This window comes from Leptolyngbya sp. 'hensonii' (assembly GCF_001939115.1).
Lineage (GTDB): Bacteria > Cyanobacteriota > Cyanobacteriia.
In genome coordinates, this window is the sequence record NZ_MQTZ01000013.1 from 1 (window position 1) to 16,437 (window position 16,437).

11 protein-coding genes, 1 tRNA gene and 1 pseudogene are annotated in these 16,437 nt (G+C 53.0%); 11 read left to right on the forward strand and 2 right to left on the reverse strand.

Annotated features, from left to right (window positions below):
* The first annotated feature begins 341 nt into the window (after positions 1-341).
* The 6 genes and pseudogenes from glyQ to BST81_RS27345 all read left to right on the forward strand — a co-directional run.
* A complete protein-coding gene (gene glyQ, locus BST81_RS05015) occupies positions 342-1,232 on the forward strand; it encodes a glycine--tRNA ligase subunit alpha (RefSeq protein ID WP_075597455.1) in 891 nt (296 codons plus the stop codon).
* Between the two features lie 132 nt (positions 1,233-1,364).
* Positions 1,365-3,656, forward strand: a complete 2,292-nt coding sequence (locus BST81_RS05020) for a ComEC/Rec2 family competence protein (protein ID WP_075597456.1) — start codon at positions 1,365-1,367, stop codon at positions 3,654-3,656.
* A 33-nt stretch (positions 3,657-3,689) separates the two neighbouring features.
* Positions 3,690-3,774: transfer RNA gene (locus tag BST81_RS05025), tRNA-Ser, on the forward strand.
* Positions 3,775-4,062: 288 nt separating this feature from the next.
* Positions 4,063-4,440: a hypothetical protein gene (locus BST81_RS05030; protein ID WP_075597457.1), complete on the forward strand. Its 378-nt coding sequence runs from the start codon at positions 4,063-4,065 to the stop codon at positions 4,438-4,440.
* A gap of 9 nt (positions 4,441-4,449) precedes the next feature.
* Complete coding sequence (locus tag BST81_RS05035; protein WP_075597482.1) at positions 4,450-6,468, forward strand: SUMF1/EgtB/PvdO family nonheme iron enzyme; 2,019 nt, start codon at positions 4,450-4,452, stop codon at positions 6,466-6,468.
* 206 nt (positions 6,469-6,674) lie between these two features.
* Positions 6,675-6,788 (forward strand): annotated as a pseudogene (locus BST81_RS27345) (SUMF1/EgtB/PvdO family nonheme iron enzyme); the annotation flags it as partial.
* Between the two features lie 226 nt (positions 6,789-7,014).
* Here BST81_RS27345 and BST81_RS05045 read toward each other — a convergent pair.
* Entirely contained in the window at positions 7,015-7,308 is a 294-nt protein-coding gene (locus BST81_RS05045) for a hypothetical protein (protein ID WP_075597458.1), read from the reverse strand.
* A 154-nt stretch (positions 7,309-7,462) separates the two neighbouring features.
* On the opposite strand from BST81_RS05045, the gene prfC reads away from it, so the two are divergent.
* From prfC to BST81_RS05070, 5 genes are all read left to right on the forward strand, one after another.
* Positions 7,463-9,109, forward strand: a complete 1,647-nt coding sequence (prfC, locus tag BST81_RS05050) for a peptide chain release factor 3 (RefSeq protein ID WP_075597459.1) — start codon at positions 7,463-7,465, stop codon at positions 9,107-9,109.
* A gap of 3 nt (positions 9,110-9,112) precedes the next feature.
* The gene (locus BST81_RS05055; RefSeq protein ID WP_083636679.1) at positions 9,113-11,596 is read left to right on the forward strand and encodes a M48 family metalloprotease; all 2,484 of its coding nucleotides are present in this window, start codon (positions 9,113-9,115) and stop codon (positions 11,594-11,596) included.
* 345 nt (positions 11,597-11,941) lie between these two features.
* Positions 11,942-12,418: an RNA-binding protein gene (locus BST81_RS05060; protein WP_075597460.1), complete on the forward strand. Its 477-nt coding sequence runs from the start codon at positions 11,942-11,944 to the stop codon at positions 12,416-12,418.
* A gap of 396 nt (positions 12,419-12,814) precedes the next feature.
* A complete protein-coding gene (locus tag BST81_RS05065) occupies positions 12,815-12,997 on the forward strand; it encodes a hypothetical protein (protein WP_075597461.1) in 183 nt (60 codons plus the stop codon).
* 191 nt (positions 12,998-13,188) lie between these two features.
* Positions 13,189-14,187: a helix-turn-helix transcriptional regulator gene (locus BST81_RS05070; protein WP_075597462.1), complete on the forward strand. Its 999-nt coding sequence runs from the start codon at positions 13,189-13,191 to the stop codon at positions 14,185-14,187.
* A gap of 30 nt (positions 14,188-14,217) precedes the next feature.
* On the opposite strand, the gene BST81_RS05075 is transcribed toward BST81_RS05070, so the two are convergent.
* A complete protein-coding gene (locus BST81_RS05075) occupies positions 14,218-16,293 on the reverse strand; it encodes a GAF domain-containing protein (RefSeq protein ID WP_253188087.1) in 2,076 nt (691 codons plus the stop codon).
* Between the last annotated feature and the right edge of the window lie 144 nt (positions 16,294-16,437).

Here is a 16,437-nt window from a genome sequence, read left to right on the forward strand (position 1 = left end):
AAGCTCAAAACCTTAAGCTCAAAACCTTAAGCTCAAAACCTTAAGCTCAAAACTTACCCGGTTCCTAAATCTCTCATCGAACTTACTAAGTTCATTTGACAGGTTATCTATCAGTCTTGACCTTCAAACTATTCTCTTGTCTAGGTTCTGGCAGTTTTGACTCGGTTCGCCTTGACGCCCCTCCTCTCGACCGCTTTACTAACATATCCTTACCTCCCCTTAAGTGTCAAGAGGATTAAAGAAAAAAATTTCGGTTTTTGCGACCTGGTTCTTCCGATTCCTTCTGTCCTATGATCACAAGGCGATTGCATAAAGGGTCCAGCGATTGAGGAGAGGAACTCGTGAACTTTCAGTCAGTAATTGCGACACTGCATCAATTTTGGGGAGAGCAAGGCTGTCTGATTGTGCAGCCCTACGATACGGAAAAGGGAGCCGGGACAAAAAGCCCGCACACCTTCTTAAGGGCGATCGGTCCTGAACCCTGGTCAGTCGCCTATGTGGAACCTTGCCGACGACCTGCCGATGGACGATATGGGGAAAACCCCAATCGCTACCAGCACTACTACCAGTACCAGGTTCTGATCAAACCCTCCCCAGACAATATTCAAGAGACCTATCTCAACTCTCTAAGAAGACTAGGCATTCAACCAGAAGACCACGATATCCGCTTTGTGGAAGACAACTGGGAAGATGCAGCAGTTGGAGCCTGGGGTGTGGGCTGGGAAGTTTGGCTCGATGGCATGGAAATTACTCAATTTACCTATTTCCAGCAGTGCGGTGGTCTGGATTGCCGTCCGGTTTCGATCGAAATCACTTACGGGTTAGAAAGACTGACCATGTACCTGCAGGGGAAAGACGCCATTGCCCAGATTCAGTGGAATGATCGCCTGACCTATGGAGATGTTCACCTGCAAGGAGAAATCGAACATTCCACCTACAACTTTGAGGCGTCTACTCCCGAAACCCTGTTTACACTATTTGGACTATACGAACAAGAAGCGAAGCAACTTCTGGATCGAAACCTAGTTCTCCCCAGTTTGGATTACGTCCTGAAGTGTTCCCACACCTTCAACCTGCTCGATGCCAGAGGCGTTATCTCCGTCACGGAGCGGACCCGTTACATTGGCAGAATTCGTGGATTAGCCCGTCAGGTTGCCCAGCTTTACCTAAAGCAGCGAGAAGAGTTGGGGTTCCCCCTACTGGCTAACCAGAAAACGTTATCCGCTGTGTAATTCCAAACACCTTGTAAATATTCCCAGCCTTGTTTAGAGACATGGGCTGCTGACTCGTCCTGTTGCAGACATCGCAACCGGCAGATTTTTACTGAAAACAATTTAGAACCACAGAGATTTAGGGGCTGTTGCATGACTCCAGCGGCTGGCATCATTCTATGTTTGGCTTACATTCTGGGCCTGGTTGCCACAGTCATTCCTCAAAAAATTTTGGGCTTTCCTGCAGGAGGAATAGGAGTACTGGCCCTTTGCCTTGGAATCGGAAGAACCGTGCCCTACTTTCGCAGGAGAGGCGTATCAACCCGGCTGTGGGTATTTGCCGGAGTCATGGGTTTACTGGCCAGCCTCTATCTCACGATCCGAATCCCCCAACCCGCCGGGAACGATGTCCTGCGATCGATCTCGCAAGATGGGGAAAAACCTCATCTGGTCACCATCCGAGGCAATATTCTCAGTACGGCTCGACTCACCCGTAGCCAGAAAGCCCAATTCTGGCTCCAGGCGAGCCATTTAGAGGAAAACCCATCTGGAGGCCCTCCAGGGAAGGCAGTCAGCGGGAAGCTCTATGTTACAGTTCCCCTGCTTCAGGCCACGGGCTTACGACCAGGACAGACTATTGCAGTTACCGGAACCTTATACCAACCGCAGGGTGCTACGAATCCAGGTGGATTCAACTTTCAAGCCTATCTAGCCCAGGAAGGGGGATTTACCGGTTTAAAAGGGCAGCAAGTTCATTTACCTGCCGATCGCCCCCCCAGAAAATGGAGTTGGTGGGCCATCCAACAAAGAATTATCCGATCACAAGTGCGCTGGACAGGCAGTCCGGAAGGCCCCTTAATCAGCGCCATGGTCCTGGGCAGTCGCGTGGTGGATCTTCCCTACGACATTCGCGATCAGTTTGCTCAAGCAGGTTTAGCCCATGCCTTGGCCGCTTCAGGCTTTCAAGTTTCCCTCATTCTGGGTGTGTTATTAAGCCTGACTCGTCGGCTACCCGTGAAAGCCCAGTTTGTTATAGGAGCAGGGGCGATCGGCATTTTCGTCAGCCTGACTGGTCTACAGCCCTCCGTTTTGAGAGCCGCCATCATGGGCATTGCTGCCCTGGTTGCTTTGACCCTGCAGCGCAAGATCAAACCGTTAGGCTCCCTGCTGCTTGCAGCCACCTTACTGTTATTATTCAACCCCCTTTGGATCTGGGATCTGGGATTTCAGTTCAGTTTTCTGGCCACCCTGGGGCTCCTAATCACAGTTCCCGTCTTAACCCAATGGTTGGACTGGATGCCACCCACCCTGACGGCCCTAATCGCTGTGCCAACCGCAGCCTATCTGTGGACCCTGCCCCTGCAACTCTATGCCTTCGGGATGATTTCCCCCTATACCATCCCCATCAACGTCATCACCACGCCCCTAATCGCCATCATCAGTCTCGGTGGTGTCATCAGCGCAGTGCTTGCAGTGCTCTGGCCCCCGATCGGCAGTGCAGCAGCCGGTATGCTGTACTACCCCACCCACTGGTTAATCCAGATCGTGGACAGTAGCCGCCAGTTACCCGGAATCACGATCGCAGCCGGAACCATTTCATCCTTGCAAGTATGCGCTATTTACGGACTGATCCTTCTGGTATGGCTGCATTCCCGATGGCAAAAACGGTGGTGGGCAGCCGGAATCCTGGCGATCGGCCTGGTTGTCATCCCCGCCGTATGGACACAGACCCACTTACTGCAAGCAACCGTTCTGGCCACATCTGATCAGCCGATTCTAGTCGTACAGGACAGGGGGAAAGTCACGTTAGTCAACAGCGGCAACGAGACCACCGCTGGTTTAACCGTGATGCCATTTTTGCAGCAGCAAGGCATCAACCAGATCACCTGGGCTGTAGCCCCAGGACAATGGCAGCAACCAGAAAGCGGCTGGCCCAAGATTCTGCAGCGAGTAGGAGTCCAGACCTTTTATACAGAGTCTCCGAGCAATGGAAAAGCCCCATTTCAAGACATTTCCAGATTACTTCAGCCACGATCGGTCCATCAGCAATCCTTAGTCATCAGCCGTACCTACCAGGCCGGTGCCAATTCCATCAAGCTCCTGAGCTCCAAACCTCCAGTTCTAGAACTACGGATTTTGGGGCAAACCTGGATCTATGTCGGCAACATCGGCAAAGTCAAGGCCCAGAAAGATCTGACCCAGATCCAGCCAACCTCCCCTGTCGATGTCCTGTGGTGGACCGGGAAGCCCTTGCCCAAAGCTTTCCTACAGGCCATCAAGGCCAAAGTTGCGATCGCTTCAGCAAATTCAGTTGATCCGGCAACAGTTCAACTTTTGAACCAGACTCAAACGTCATTGTATTGGACAGGCCGGGATGGGGCCTTGCAATGGACACCCAGCCAAGGATTCAAAGCAGTCCTGAGTTCTACAAATGACGTTTCCTGATCCAACGGTCAGCGATCGCATAGAATAATTGCTGGAGAGGTGGCAGAGCGGTTGAATGCGGCAGACTCGAAATCTGTTTAAGCGAAAGCTTACGGGGGTTCGAATCCCCCCCTCTCCGTTCCCTAAAAGCCTTTACAGAAGTGGGCTTCAGGAATCAAAGAAATTGATAGGCCTAAAATAAAGCCCTGTTTAACCCTTGCCAACAGGGAGGGGACAACCACTGCCTATCTTTCTCCATAGCTAAGGTGATACCTTCCACAGATTCATGGCCTCTCCATCCCTGGATGAAACAGCTTTTTCATGATTCTCAGAGATTAAATAGTCAATCCACATCCAGATCACTGGCTGCTGTTGATCTGGTATAACCAGAGAATCAAATTGTATAAAGAAAAATATTGAAGCTGGTATGACTGAAAATCCCAATATCAGACTGACCATCCACTTCAATGCCCCTGACCTGGACCTGGAAGAGCGCGACAAGCAGGCCCAACAGCTCATCACCGAACTGAAGGATCTAGATGAAGTGGACCGGGTCGATCGGATCCCAGATCCCAACCCCCCCAAAGACAACAAGACCCTGGGGGGGTTTGTGATTGGGTTACTCAAGGCAGAGGTGACGATCGGGAACGGGAAAAAGGTACTGGGCTTCCTGGGCGATCGGCTGGGGGGCAAGCCGATCGAACTCGCCGTCGAAGCCAACGGCAAGAAACTCTCAGTCAAAGCCCACAGCCGCGCCGAACTGGAAGCTGCGATCAAAGCGGCCCAGGACTTTATTGCATCCTAGGTGAGACCTGTGGCAAAGTTCGCCTTATTGATTGGGGTGAGTGAGTATGAGCCAGGGCTGCATCCCCTACCAGGAGCGGCGTTGGACATGGAGGCCATGCAGCGGGTCTTTATCCATCCCAAGATGGGCGAATTCCCCAAAGACTCTGTGATCAGCCTGAAGAACCCCCAGCGACAGGAGATGGAAGAGGCCATCTACCGGCTATTTGCCGATCGCCAGAAAGAGGATCTGCTCCTGTTCTATTTTTCTGGTCATGGCATCAAAGATGAGACCGGCAGACTTTACCTGGCCACCCGTGGCACCCGCAAAGAGAACGGCAGCCTGGTCCCCCCTTCCGCCGTCGCCGCCACCTACCTGCACGATCGGATCAACAGCAGCCGATCGCAGCGCCAGGTTCTGATCCTGGACTGTTGCTTCAGTGGCGCGATCGCCCACGGCATGACCGTGAAAGACGACGGCACGATCGACCTGCAGGCCCAACTAGGCGGTAGGGGCCGCGCCATCCTCACCTCCTCAACAGCAGCAGAGTATTCCTTCGGAGCCGAGGGTGCAGACCCCGCCAGCCCCGGTCTTTCCGTTTACACCCGCTACCTAGTGGAGGGAATTGAGACAGGAGCCGCCGATCGGGATGGGGATGGGGCCATTGCCGTGGAAGAACTCCACGACTACGCCGCCCGACGGGTGAAGGAAGCGGCCCCAGCCATGACCCCCAAAATTTATCCAGTGGAGGAAGGATATCGGATCATCCTGGCCCGATCCCCCAAGGATGACCCCCGACTGAAATATCGCAAAGAGTTCCAGGCCCGAGTCGAAGCAGGCCAAGGCCAGATCTCCGGGTTTGCCCGCCGGTTACTGACCGGGAAGCGGCAGGAATGGGGGCTGCCAGAGGCTGAGGCCCAGGCGATCGAAGCCGAAGTGCTGCAACCCTACGAGGAGTACAAACGGAAACTGCAGGACTATGAACAGGCCCTGGAAGACGAGATCGCCAAGGGATATCCCTTCTCTCCAGCCACCCAAAATGACCTGAAGGACTACCAGAAATATCTGGGCCTGCGGGATGGGGATATTGCAGCGATCGATGCCCGGTTGTTAGGCTCCCGACCAGTGCCCCCAGTTGCCCCAGATCCGGAACCAGCGCATCCGATCTTCAGCTTTGACGTGGTGCGGGTGAATGACCAGGGCCAGGAGATCGATCGGCAACGGCACCAGGCCGAGATATTTACCGAAGCCTTAGGCAACGGCGTGGACCTGGATCTGGTCAAAATTCCGGCAGGCCAGTTCATGATGGGGCAGACAGAGGCAGAGAAGCAGGAACTCCTGAAACAGGTGAGTGAGGCAGATTACCAGAAGTACTTTGCCAGAGAGTTGCCTCGCCATGAGGTTCATATCCTCCGCTTCTGGATGGGCAGATATCCCATCACCCAGGCCCAATGGCGCAGGGTAGCCGCCCTGCCCCAGGTGCAGCGGGAACTGCAGCCCGATCCCTCCCGCTTTAAGGGCGATCGTCTGCCGGTGGAACAGGTCAACTGGTGGGAGGCGGTGGAATTTTGCGATCGGCTCTCCCAGGCCACAGGCCATGCCTATCGCCTCCCCACAGAAGCCGAGTGGGAATATGCCTGTCGGGCCGGAACCACCAGTCCTTTTTATTTCGGGGCAACTATCACCCCAGACCTGGCCAATTATGACGGCAATTACACCTATGGGGCAGGGCCAAAGGGAATTTATCGAGGGAAAACCACGGAGGTGGGGAGTTTTCCGCCTAACGCTTTTGGCCTCTATGACCTGCATGGCAATGTCTGGGAATGGTGTGCGGACCACTGGCATGACGGCTATGGGGCAAAACCAGACGCCTTAAAATTGAATGGAAATACCCCCTGGGAAACGGCTGAAACCAGCTCCCAGAGGGTCGCGCGGGGCGGTTCGTGGATCAACGGTCCGCGCGATTGCCGTGCCGCACTACGCTACAGGTTTGCGCCAGGCGATCGCAACGACAATTGCGGTTTTCGGGTAGTTTGTGTTTCCGCGTGAGGACTCCCATTGCCCTTTACCCTCTTGCCCTCTTGCCCTTTGCTCTATTCCCTTTACTCTGGGAGCGAGCGGAGCGAGCGATCAAATTATTTTTTCAATTCCTTGCCTGCCGTATCCCGACCAGGAAAAATGACGTATGCTGAATCCACTCAGATTTCTCGCTCGTCGAGACCTGAGCTCGGGGCAGGCATACCGAACGGACGCGGGGCGGTTCGTGGATCAACAATCCGCGCAATTGCCGTGCCGCACAACGCAACAGAAATGCGCCAGACGATCGCAACAACAATTGCGGTTTTCGGGTAGTTTGTGTTTCCGCGTGAGCACTCCCCAAGGTCAGAACTGGTAGAAGGGATTCTATCGGGTGTACAGGGGGAGTCCAGACCTGTTCCGGCGAGGAAGGCAACGACCTCCAAAAATAAAGCAGGGTCGGTTAGCCTGGTAGGCGCAAGTCGAACGGTTGGCCGACCCAATCATTGAACATCCCCATCAGATAATGGAAAGATCCCAGCACTCTGTTTGTTGGGTTCCGCCAACGCTTCACCGAACCTACCGGGGCTGCCAGGTTAAAAACTCGACCTGGGGTAAAAGCGGGTCCTGGACGAGGGCAATCCCGGCCAAGCCCCACCGCTCTAACAGGTGGCCCAGTTGGGTGCCCACGATCGTCTCCACTGCAAATCGAGATCCAACCTCTGGGGCATGGGTGTTCAGGTAGCTCAACGCCTCCGCATCCCCTTTAAACAGCAGCAGGTAGCTGGTCGGCTGCGGCTCACCCTGGGAACGGGCCGCCAGATAACGACCATCTTCTTTCGATCGCAGGACGTAATAGATTTGCGACAACATAGAGGTCATAAGGAACCGTATAACCCGCTACTCTGAATTATCGGCCAGGTTCACCCCTTGCGGAAGGGCGATCGAAGGCATCCCTTGCCCTCAAGCTCCGTTAAGCTAAACTTGAATTTTGGCCACCTTCGCGCCAGTCATATTCAGGTTCAGCATGACGATCGAAACAGACAGTTCAGAGGGTCTTCTCCAAGCCGAGTTAGGGACTGAAATTGAGCGGCGGCGAAACTTTGCCATCATTTCTCACCCTGACGCCGGAAAAACTACCCTGACAGAAAAACTGCTGCTGTATGGCGGGGCTATCCATGAAGCGGGAGCGGTTAAGGCCCGGCGGGCACAACGTCATGTCACTTCGGACTGGATGGCGATGGAGCAACAACGGGGGATCTCGATTACCTCTACGGTGCTGCAGTTCGAGTATCGGGGCTGTCAGATCAATTTGCTGGATACCCCTGGCCACCAGGACTTCAGTGAAGACACCTACCGCACCCTGGCGGCGGCTGATAACGCAGTCATGCTGATAGATGCGGCGAAGGGTCTGGAGCCCCAAACCCGAAAGTTGTTTGAGGTCTGCCGGATGCGATCGCTGCCCATTTTTACCTTTGTCAATAAGCTCGATCGGCCTGGACGGGAACCCCTGGAACTGCTGGATGAAATTGAACAGGAACTGGGGCTGCAAACCTATGCGGTCAATTGGCCGATCGGCATGGGTGATCGCTTCCAGGGGGTGTTCGATCGGCAGGAGCGACAGATTCACCTGTTCGAGCGCAGTGCCCACGGCAGTCGAGAGGCGATCGATACCACGATCGACCTCGGGGATCCCCGCATCGAAGCCCTGCTGGAGACAGAACTGTATCACCAATTTAAAGATGATCTGGAGTTACTGGAAGGGCTGGGGCCAGAACTGGATCTGGAGGCTGTCCACCAGGGTAAAATGACTCCCATTTTCTTCGGCAGCGCCATGACCAACTTTGGGGTGGAGTTGTTCCTGAAAACCTTCCTGGACCACGCCCTCAAACCCGGCCCCCACAGCAGCAGCATCGGCGAGATTGCCCCCACCCATCCAGAATTCTCCGGGTTTGTCTTCAAGCTGCAGGCCAATATGGACCCCAAACACCGGGACCGGGTCGCCTTTATTCGGGTCTGTTCGGGCAAGTTCGAGAAGGATATGACAGTGAATCATGCCCGCACGGGTAAGCTTGTGCGGCTCTCCCGTCCGCAAAAGCTCTTTGCTCAAGAACGGGAGTCGATCGAGGCTGCCTACCCTGGCGATGTGATTGGTCTCAACAATCCGGGCGCTTTCGCGATCGGAGACACCATCTATGTGGGTCAGAAACTCGAATATGAAGGAATTCCCTACTTCTCCCCGGAACTGTTCGCTTATCTGAAAAATCCCAACCCCTCCAAGTTCAAACAATTTCACAAAGGGGTGTCGGAACTGAGGGAAGAGGGAGCCGTGCAGATTATGTATTCGGTGGATGAGTCCAAACGGGACCCGATTCTGGCTGCCGTGGGCCAACTGCAATTCGATGTCGTGAGATTTCGGCTGGAGAATGAGTACGGGGTTGAGACGATCCTGGAGATGTTGCCCTACAGTGTCGCCCGCTGGGTTACTGGGGGCTGGGACAAATTGAAGCAGGTGGGCCGCCTCTTTAATACCGTAACGGTAAGGGATATCATGGAGCGGCCCGTCTTACTGTTCAAAAACGAGTGGAATGTTCAACAGGTGCAGGCTGACCACCCGGAGTTGAAGCTGAGTGCGATCGCCCCGGTACCTGGAAGGATGCAAGATGAAGGATAGAGTATGACTTCCTCGACCGACCCTTCCCGTAACCATGATGATGATTTTGATCTGGAAACCATTCCAGAGGATCAATGGCTGGACTACGGTCTGACAGCGCTGAAAGAGGGAGACTATCTGACTGCCCTCTCTTACCTATCTGCGGTGCAACAGTCCCAGGCGGATCAGCCCGATGGCCTGAAGGCTGAGATGGGCATGGTGGCAGCCTATGAGCGCCACGGTCAACCAGATCAGGCGATCGCCCTGTGCCGCAAGTTGACCCAAAGTCCTACCCGTAAAGTCAGGAAGTGGGCTGAGGAAACCCTGGCGGGTCTGGCCGATCGCTATCCCGATATCTTTCAATTAACCGTCAAGGTAGAGGAATCCTCCCAGTCGCCAGCAGAGGCAAACCTGACGGGGTTCGTGCCCCTGGAAGAAGCCCCAGCCAAAGCTAAGGGCAGCCCGACCCGAAAGACAGGCGCGAATCCACCCGTTTTTCGAGATGCCACCAACGCCATCAACAAGACCCCATCCCCAACACCCACTAGCCGAGTGAATCAGGCTCCTATCCAGGCAGATCCGGCTCAAGCAATTTCCCAGGTCAGAACTCCTGACCCAGAATCAACCCAACCTGAACTCTCCCCCCCAGGCTCAAAAATTTACACCCCAGTCTGGAAACAGGCAGAACGAGCCAAACAGTGGCGACCCCTGGGTAAGGTTAATCTCATTCCTTTCTGGCTGATCCAACTGGGCACGGCGATCGTCCTGTTCTGGGTCATTTATATGACTTATACCGTCTCTGTGATCGTTGTCAACACGACCCTGGACATCCTGCCCTTTTTCTTGCCCTTCTGGTACCTGTACTACGTCAATCCAGTTCCCTACATCCTGGTTACCCTGGCTGTCCTATGGCTCGCTTCGCCCTGGCTCCTGGAAAGCATTTTGAAGCTGTTTTATGGGCTCAAACCCCTGCCTATGGCGAAGTTGTCAGCTCGCAGCCCCGAAGCCTCCCGGCTGCTGACTCGCTTTTTCCGGCAGAAAGGGCTGGCTTTACCAAGCTTAAGCGTTTTACCCACTGATTCTCCCCTGGCCCTGACCTATGGCTACCTGCCCCGTAATGCCCGGATTGTGGTGAGCCAGGGGCTGTTGGATCAACTCGCGGATGACGAAATTGCAGCTATTTACGCCACCCAATTAGGCCATATCATCCAGCGAGATGTGATCCTGATGCCGTTAATTGCCCTGGTGACGCAAATTCCTTATCTGATCTATGGACAGGCTGCCAAATTGGGGGATTACCTGGCAGAGAAATGTCGGGATACCAAAGGAACCCTCTTCTATTACCCCCTGCTCCTGGTTTTCCATCTGATCCTGCTGGTTTCAACGGCTGGCTATGGACTGTACCGACTGCTGCGCTGGCCTGCCCTCTGGTTTTCCCGATCGCGCCTCTTCTACAGCGATCGTCTGGCTGTTGAAACTACCGGCAATCCCAATGGCCTGATTCGGGCACTGCTGAAAATTGCGATCGGTCAGGCAGAGGCTATTCAGAAGCAGGGAAAAACCGCCCTCGCAGTCGAAAGCCTGGAACTACTGACTCCCATGGGGCATCAGGTTGGACTGGAACTCGGCAGTCTTTATCGCCAAACCTCCGTGGAAACCGTCCTGAAGTGGGATCTGGTTAACCCTCACCGCCATTGGCTGGCTCTCAACCATTCCCATCCCCTGACGGGCACCCGCCTCTGGCAACTGGCCAGCTACGCTCAACAATGGCGCTTAGAACCAGAGCTGGACCTGCAGACCCTGGGCAACCCCGTTGCGTTGAAAGAAATCCCTCTGGGAGAGCATTTCCAGATCTGGCAGACCCTGGCCCTGCAGGGAGCCCCATTTTTCGGCCTATTTTTGGGGTTGGCGATCGGGGTCATTCTCTGGATTCTGGGCATCCTGGCCTCCCTGCTTGATCTCTGGCAGTTGAGCTGGCTGGTCGGAGATCCATGGTTGCTCGTAGGTTGTCTCCCGATCGGATTCAGTATTGGCACCCTGTTGCGGATCAATCCATTCTTCCGTGACATTCAGCCTAGCCGACTGCGAGGAACCAACACCAAATCCCTGCCTGAGCTGTTGTCTGATCCCAAAGCTCTCCCGATTCAGCACCAGCCGGTCCTATTTCAGGGCAAGCTTCTGGGACGACGTGGCATCGGTAACCGTCTGGGCCAGGATCTGATTCTGCAGACTGAATCAGGGTTGATTAAACTCCACCATGCTTCCACAGTCGGTCCCCTGGGTAGCTTATTCTCCCAGGCCACCCAACCTGTCAGCCTGGTGGGAGAGTCGGTGACTGCGATCGGCTGGTTTCGCCGGGGGGTCACTGCCTGGGTGGATCTGGAATCTCTCCGAACTCCACTGGGCAAGACCAGCTATAGCCATCATCCCCTTTGGTCCACTGTGATCGCCCTGGCCTTTGCCCTGCTGGGTGCCTATATTATCTGGGCTTACGCTGGTCGAGGGTGATGTCGGTACTTTCCCCACCCCGATACCCTAATTCATCCAGACAAACCCGTTAGAGGCCGCTCAAGAATGTTAGTTTTCTTAATAAAGTTTCTTTAGATATCTTGACCTAGTTATTTTCAGGATCTTCCTCTGCAAAGCGGTTATGGGCCTGCAACCGTGATACCTTAGTGAGTGGCATAGATATACTTGAGGCGTTTTGAAAGAGATATCCTTCAGGTTCCAGGCTTCCCTGGACGGCATGCAACGGGGAACTCTGATATCTTTTTGCGAATATCAAAATGTCTTTACAAGAAGAATGTCTTGACAATAAGAAGTTTTCTGGAAAGTTTGCTGGAGGTATCTTTCATGTCTATTCGCCTTTACGTGGGCAATTTGCCCAAAGAACTGGAACGGCAAGAATTAGCAGCCGTTTTTGCTGAGGAAGGGGATGCTGTCACAACCAAGGTAATCACCGATCGCAAGACGGGCAAATGTCGCGGATTTGGGTTTGTCACAGTTCCAACGGACGAGCATGCCGATCAGATCATTGAAAAATTCAATGGCTACATGCTGAAAGAAAGCCCTTTGAAGATTGAGAAGGCTTTACCTCGAGTCAAGGGGAAAGCCAATGGCGAAGAAGCTCAACCTGCTTCTGAAGGGGTCAGCAGCGCTCCCATTAGTAGTGCCCCTGGAAACAACCGTCGTAGTAAGACCAGTAACAACAAAACTCGTCGTAGTGGTTCTTCCCCAACCAGTGAGTCTGATACTGTCCAACCCGATCCCCGCTGGGCTCAGGAACTGGAAAAGCTGAAGCAAATGCTTGCAGCCCAAACCACCAACTGAATTCAGACAGATTGACCCGATTGACTCCTTTGATTGGGAAGTCAGCCTGTGAAGTGATGAAGAAATGAAATGGGATACCATTCATGCTTCATCCTTCACTGTTTTATCTCTGTATTTTTGTGAACGGGCTTAATTAAGCTGCAAACCTGCTGGAAATCCAGACCGGATCAGGGCTGGTGATTTTCTCGACGTAGGTTGAAGTGCTGATTCGGGGGACGAGACCAGAGGCAACTACCCCCATCAGGCAAGTGGAAATACTGAGTCCGGCAAAACGCTATTTTAGATTCAGTAATCTTGACCAAGAAAACCTGCTGTGATCTTTGGCATCGTAGACATAACGCCCGATCCACTGATCATCCATATTCCTCCTCAGACGTAAGAATTGCAGGTTCTTCTATGGTTTTTAAACACCAGGTTAAGGTTGGCTTTCCCCTCTGGCAATATCTGGAACAACCCCTCTTCTCTGCTGATTCCAGACTCATCCTCAACCCCAAACGATTCTGGCAGGCTTATAGAATTCAACTTCTGGAGCGTTGTCTGACCCTCGATTTCAAATCTGAAGGTCACAGCCGAAGTTAGGAGCCCTGTAGAGTCCCACGATAGGCTGTCCTGGAGAGAGGTGGAGACGGCTTGCCTCTTTCAAGAATTGATAAAATTTCAGCCTGAACCTAATAAGTTATCCGGAATCGGTTAAGTCTCTCCGAAAATTTAGAAAATTTGAGTTCCTCTAACTGCTGCACTACTGCAAAGAGGAGAGGAGAGGAGAGATTATGAACCTGCCAGTTTTACAGGATCTGGACCAACCAGAAAGCCAAAGTTTCCAGCCTCCACTGGAGAATGAACATTGTTCCGTTGAAAAGCTTGAGGTTATATTTTTCAGGAGCAACAGTTATCTCAAGGTCTTAGCAGACCTGCAGAACCAATTCGAAGATAAGGCCCAGGAAGTCCAGCTTTTGTTGGAGGCTACTGGTCGGGAAGCCATCCGCACAACCATCCAGCAGCTCACAGTTAAGGCACAGACCGAAACGCTTCCCCAGCCGAGCCCGATCGAAGCGACCGAGGCCCAAGAAGAAACTCCGCCGCCGCAGGCTGACAATCAGGCTGACAATGTTTTAGCTGTAAATGCCCAAAGTCATTCTTCCGCGCCTATGGCTTCTAAGTGGCAGGGAAGAAGAGGCAAAAACTCCGCTTTAACTGCAGCAGAATTAACAGCCCAGCGCGAAGACTATCTACGCCAGGTTGGGCAACTTTTATCAGAACGCCGACGTTCTCAAGGGATGTCTTTAGAAAAACTCCATGAGACTACCCGCATCTCCATGCATTACCTGAAAGCTCTGGAAACAGGTCAGGTCGGGAAATTACCGGAAGTGATCTATGTGCGCGGCTTCATCCGTCTGATTGCCAGAGCGTTGGGGCTAGATGGCGATCGACTGGTGACTGATCTTCCCATGCCCAATCCCAATGAAGGCGTTTTACCGTCCTGGCAGCCTGCTGCTCGACCCTCCCCGTCCAAGATGTACCTCAATCCCGTCCATCTGTATCTGGGCTACGCCACCCTGATGGCCGGTGCAGTCGGTGGCCTAAACTATCTGCAATCCTCTCACAGACTGGGATTAGTTCCCCAATCTCCTGCGCCTGAACAGCCTGATTCCCAAGCTGTTCATCACAAAGGAGGGCGTTGCCAGCTTGAACAAAACGCTCAAGGACCAAGGGCCATGGCCGGGCAGGGAATTGCACCCCCCGAAATGCTTTCAGTTCATGCCTTTTAGGGAAGGAAGGGCTTCCAGGTTGCCTTTAGCCTATCCAGAAGAAGCTGGCATCGTCAGACCCAGCCGCTTCCCACGAACCATCACCTTGGAATACTGCACCGGAATCTCGATCACAAACTCAGCCCCTTCGCCAGCTTGAGAAAAAACTCGAAACTGCCCCCGGTGATGATTGACGATCGTTTGATAGCTGACCGCCAATCCTAGTCCAGTTCCCTGACCAATATCCTTAGTCGTGAAAAAGGGGTCAAAAATCCGGGCATGAATCTCTGGAGAAATACCAGGACCATTGTCTGCTATCGCAATCTGCACCTGTTGTTCTTCGGTTTCAGGGTCAATCAACAAATGGGTACGAATGATGATCACCTTATCCGCCATCAGGCTTCGATTCAGGGCTTCGATCGCATTCATCAGTAAGTTCATAAACACCTGGTTTAACAATCGGGGATAGCATTCCACCAGGGGCAGGTGACCATACTGCCGCTCAACTCGAATCTCCCCGTGCAGGTGGTTCTGTAAAATGGCCAGGGTACTCTCTAGTCCCTCATGCAGATCAACCATCTTGCGATCGGCCTCATCCAGACGCGAGAAATTTCTCAGGGACTGGACAATCTCCCGAATCCGTTTGGTCCCCACTTGCATGGAATTAAGAATCCCAAACAGATCTTCGACCAGGAATTCCATCTCGATGTCTTCCATCAATTTCTGAATTTCCAGCGGCGGCTCAGGCAATTGCGCTTCATAAGCCTGCAGGAGTCGGAGCAAATCCTGCACGTAGCGCTGAATATAGGGCAGGTTTCCATAAATAAAACTGACCGGGTTATTAATTTCATGGGCCACACCAGCAACCATTTGCCCCATGCTAGATAGCTTCTCACTCTGGATGAGTTGGGCCTGGGTCAGACGCAATTCTCGCAGAGTCTCAGCCAGATATTGAGCCTGGGCCGCACTTTCAGCAGCCTGTAACTGGGTTTTGGCATACAAATGGGCCTGTTGAATCGAAATGGCCAGTTGATCAGCCACCGCCTGCACCAGCTTCAAGTCATCTGCAGACCAGTAGCGGGTGTGAGAACATTGATTCAGATACAGAATGGCCTGCAGGACTCCCCCTGTTTGCACAGGGACAACCAGGGAAGATTTGATCTGGGCTTGCTGGTATTCCGCATTGTTGGCACCAATGCGATCATCCTGCTCCACGTCAGAAATCACCACAGAATGACCATGCTGGATTACCCACTGGGTAATGGGTCCGTGAGTATCAAAGTCATGAATCGAAGGCGGAAAAGGCTGCCGACAGACCTCATACAAATGCCGACTCTGTAAAGCCAACCCCAGAGAACTATCCATCAGCTTGTCAGAGCATTGTCCCGTTGGTTTTACAGTCCTGATATCTTCCACCAGATGCACCAGGGCACGATCGGCCTCTAAGCCTTCCATCAGATGGGCGATCGCCTGGGTCAAAATGGTTTCCAGGTCAAAGCTCTGGCGAGTCTGAGTCGTAATTTGATTCACCAGCGTTTCTCGCTGGGCCTGCCGCTGGGTCTTTTCATAAAGCTGGGCCTGTTGAATCCCAATTTCCAGTTGCTGGGCGATCGTCTGCATAAAGTCAATTTCAACAGCAGACCAGGCATGGGGGTGATCCATTAGACAGGCAATATACCCAACCGAACTGCCCTGACCCGCAACAGGAATCAGCAGGTTTGTTGCAGTTCCCAGACTCAACAAATGCTGCGGTTCCTGGCCTGGAGAGAGGAAAATCGGTTCAGATTCCAGCAAGGTGGGACTGAAACTATGACCGTTGACCACTAGGTGCCCCTGACTCACCGCAGTTGCAGCACAACCTAATTGCTCCAGAGATACAACCCCCAGCAAAGAAGGTCGATCCAAACGCAATATCCGTTCACAGACAACCTGGAGCTGTCTATTGTCCAGGGAAAACCAGAAAAAAGCACAACAATCGAGCTGGAGTAGGGCCGCAACTTCATCAACAGCCGTCTGGAGGACAATTCTTAATTCCAGCGAATTACGAATCCGATCGACCACGCGACGGAGCAGGGCACTTTGTTGATGAATGGGTAAATCCGGTGTCAACGATCGAGAGTGAGTCAAGGCTACAGCCAGAATAAATAGGTGAAAGAATAGGGGAGGAAGGGGAGGAAGAGATAAAATCTCCAGGGAGACTCGATGAATCGTTCCTAAAGATTTTGGATTAAGTTCTAAAAAAATATAAAGTTAAGAGACGTTAACCCATTA

What these genes read in the sequence shown, in the direction of transcription:
- BST81_RS05045 (WP_075597458.1), bottom strand. Translation starts at nt 7,308, where the DNA reads ATGTTGTCGCAAATCTATTACGTCCTGCGATCGAAAGAAGATGGTCGT.
- BST81_RS05060 (WP_075597460.1), top strand. Translation starts at nt 11,942, where the DNA reads ATGTCTATTCGCCTTTACGTGGGCAATTTGCCCAAAGAACTGGAACGG.
- BST81_RS05065 (WP_075597461.1), top strand. Translation starts at nt 12,815, where the DNA reads ATGGTTTTTAAACACCAGGTTAAGGTTGGCTTTCCCCTCTGGCAATAT.
- BST81_RS05030 (WP_075597457.1), top strand. Translation starts at nt 4,063, where the DNA reads ATGACTGAAAATCCCAATATCAGACTGACCATCCACTTCAATGCCCCT.
- prfC (WP_075597459.1), top strand. Translation starts at nt 7,463, where the DNA reads ATGACGATCGAAACAGACAGTTCAGAGGGTCTTCTCCAAGCCGAGTTA.
- BST81_RS05020 (WP_075597456.1), top strand. Translation starts at nt 1,365, where the DNA reads ATGACTCCAGCGGCTGGCATCATTCTATGTTTGGCTTACATTCTGGGC.
- BST81_RS05070 (WP_075597462.1), top strand. Translation starts at nt 13,189, where the DNA reads ATGAACCTGCCAGTTTTACAGGATCTGGACCAACCAGAAAGCCAAAGT.
- BST81_RS05055 (WP_083636679.1), top strand. Translation starts at nt 9,113, where the DNA reads ATGACTTCCTCGACCGACCCTTCCCGTAACCATGATGATGATTTTGAT.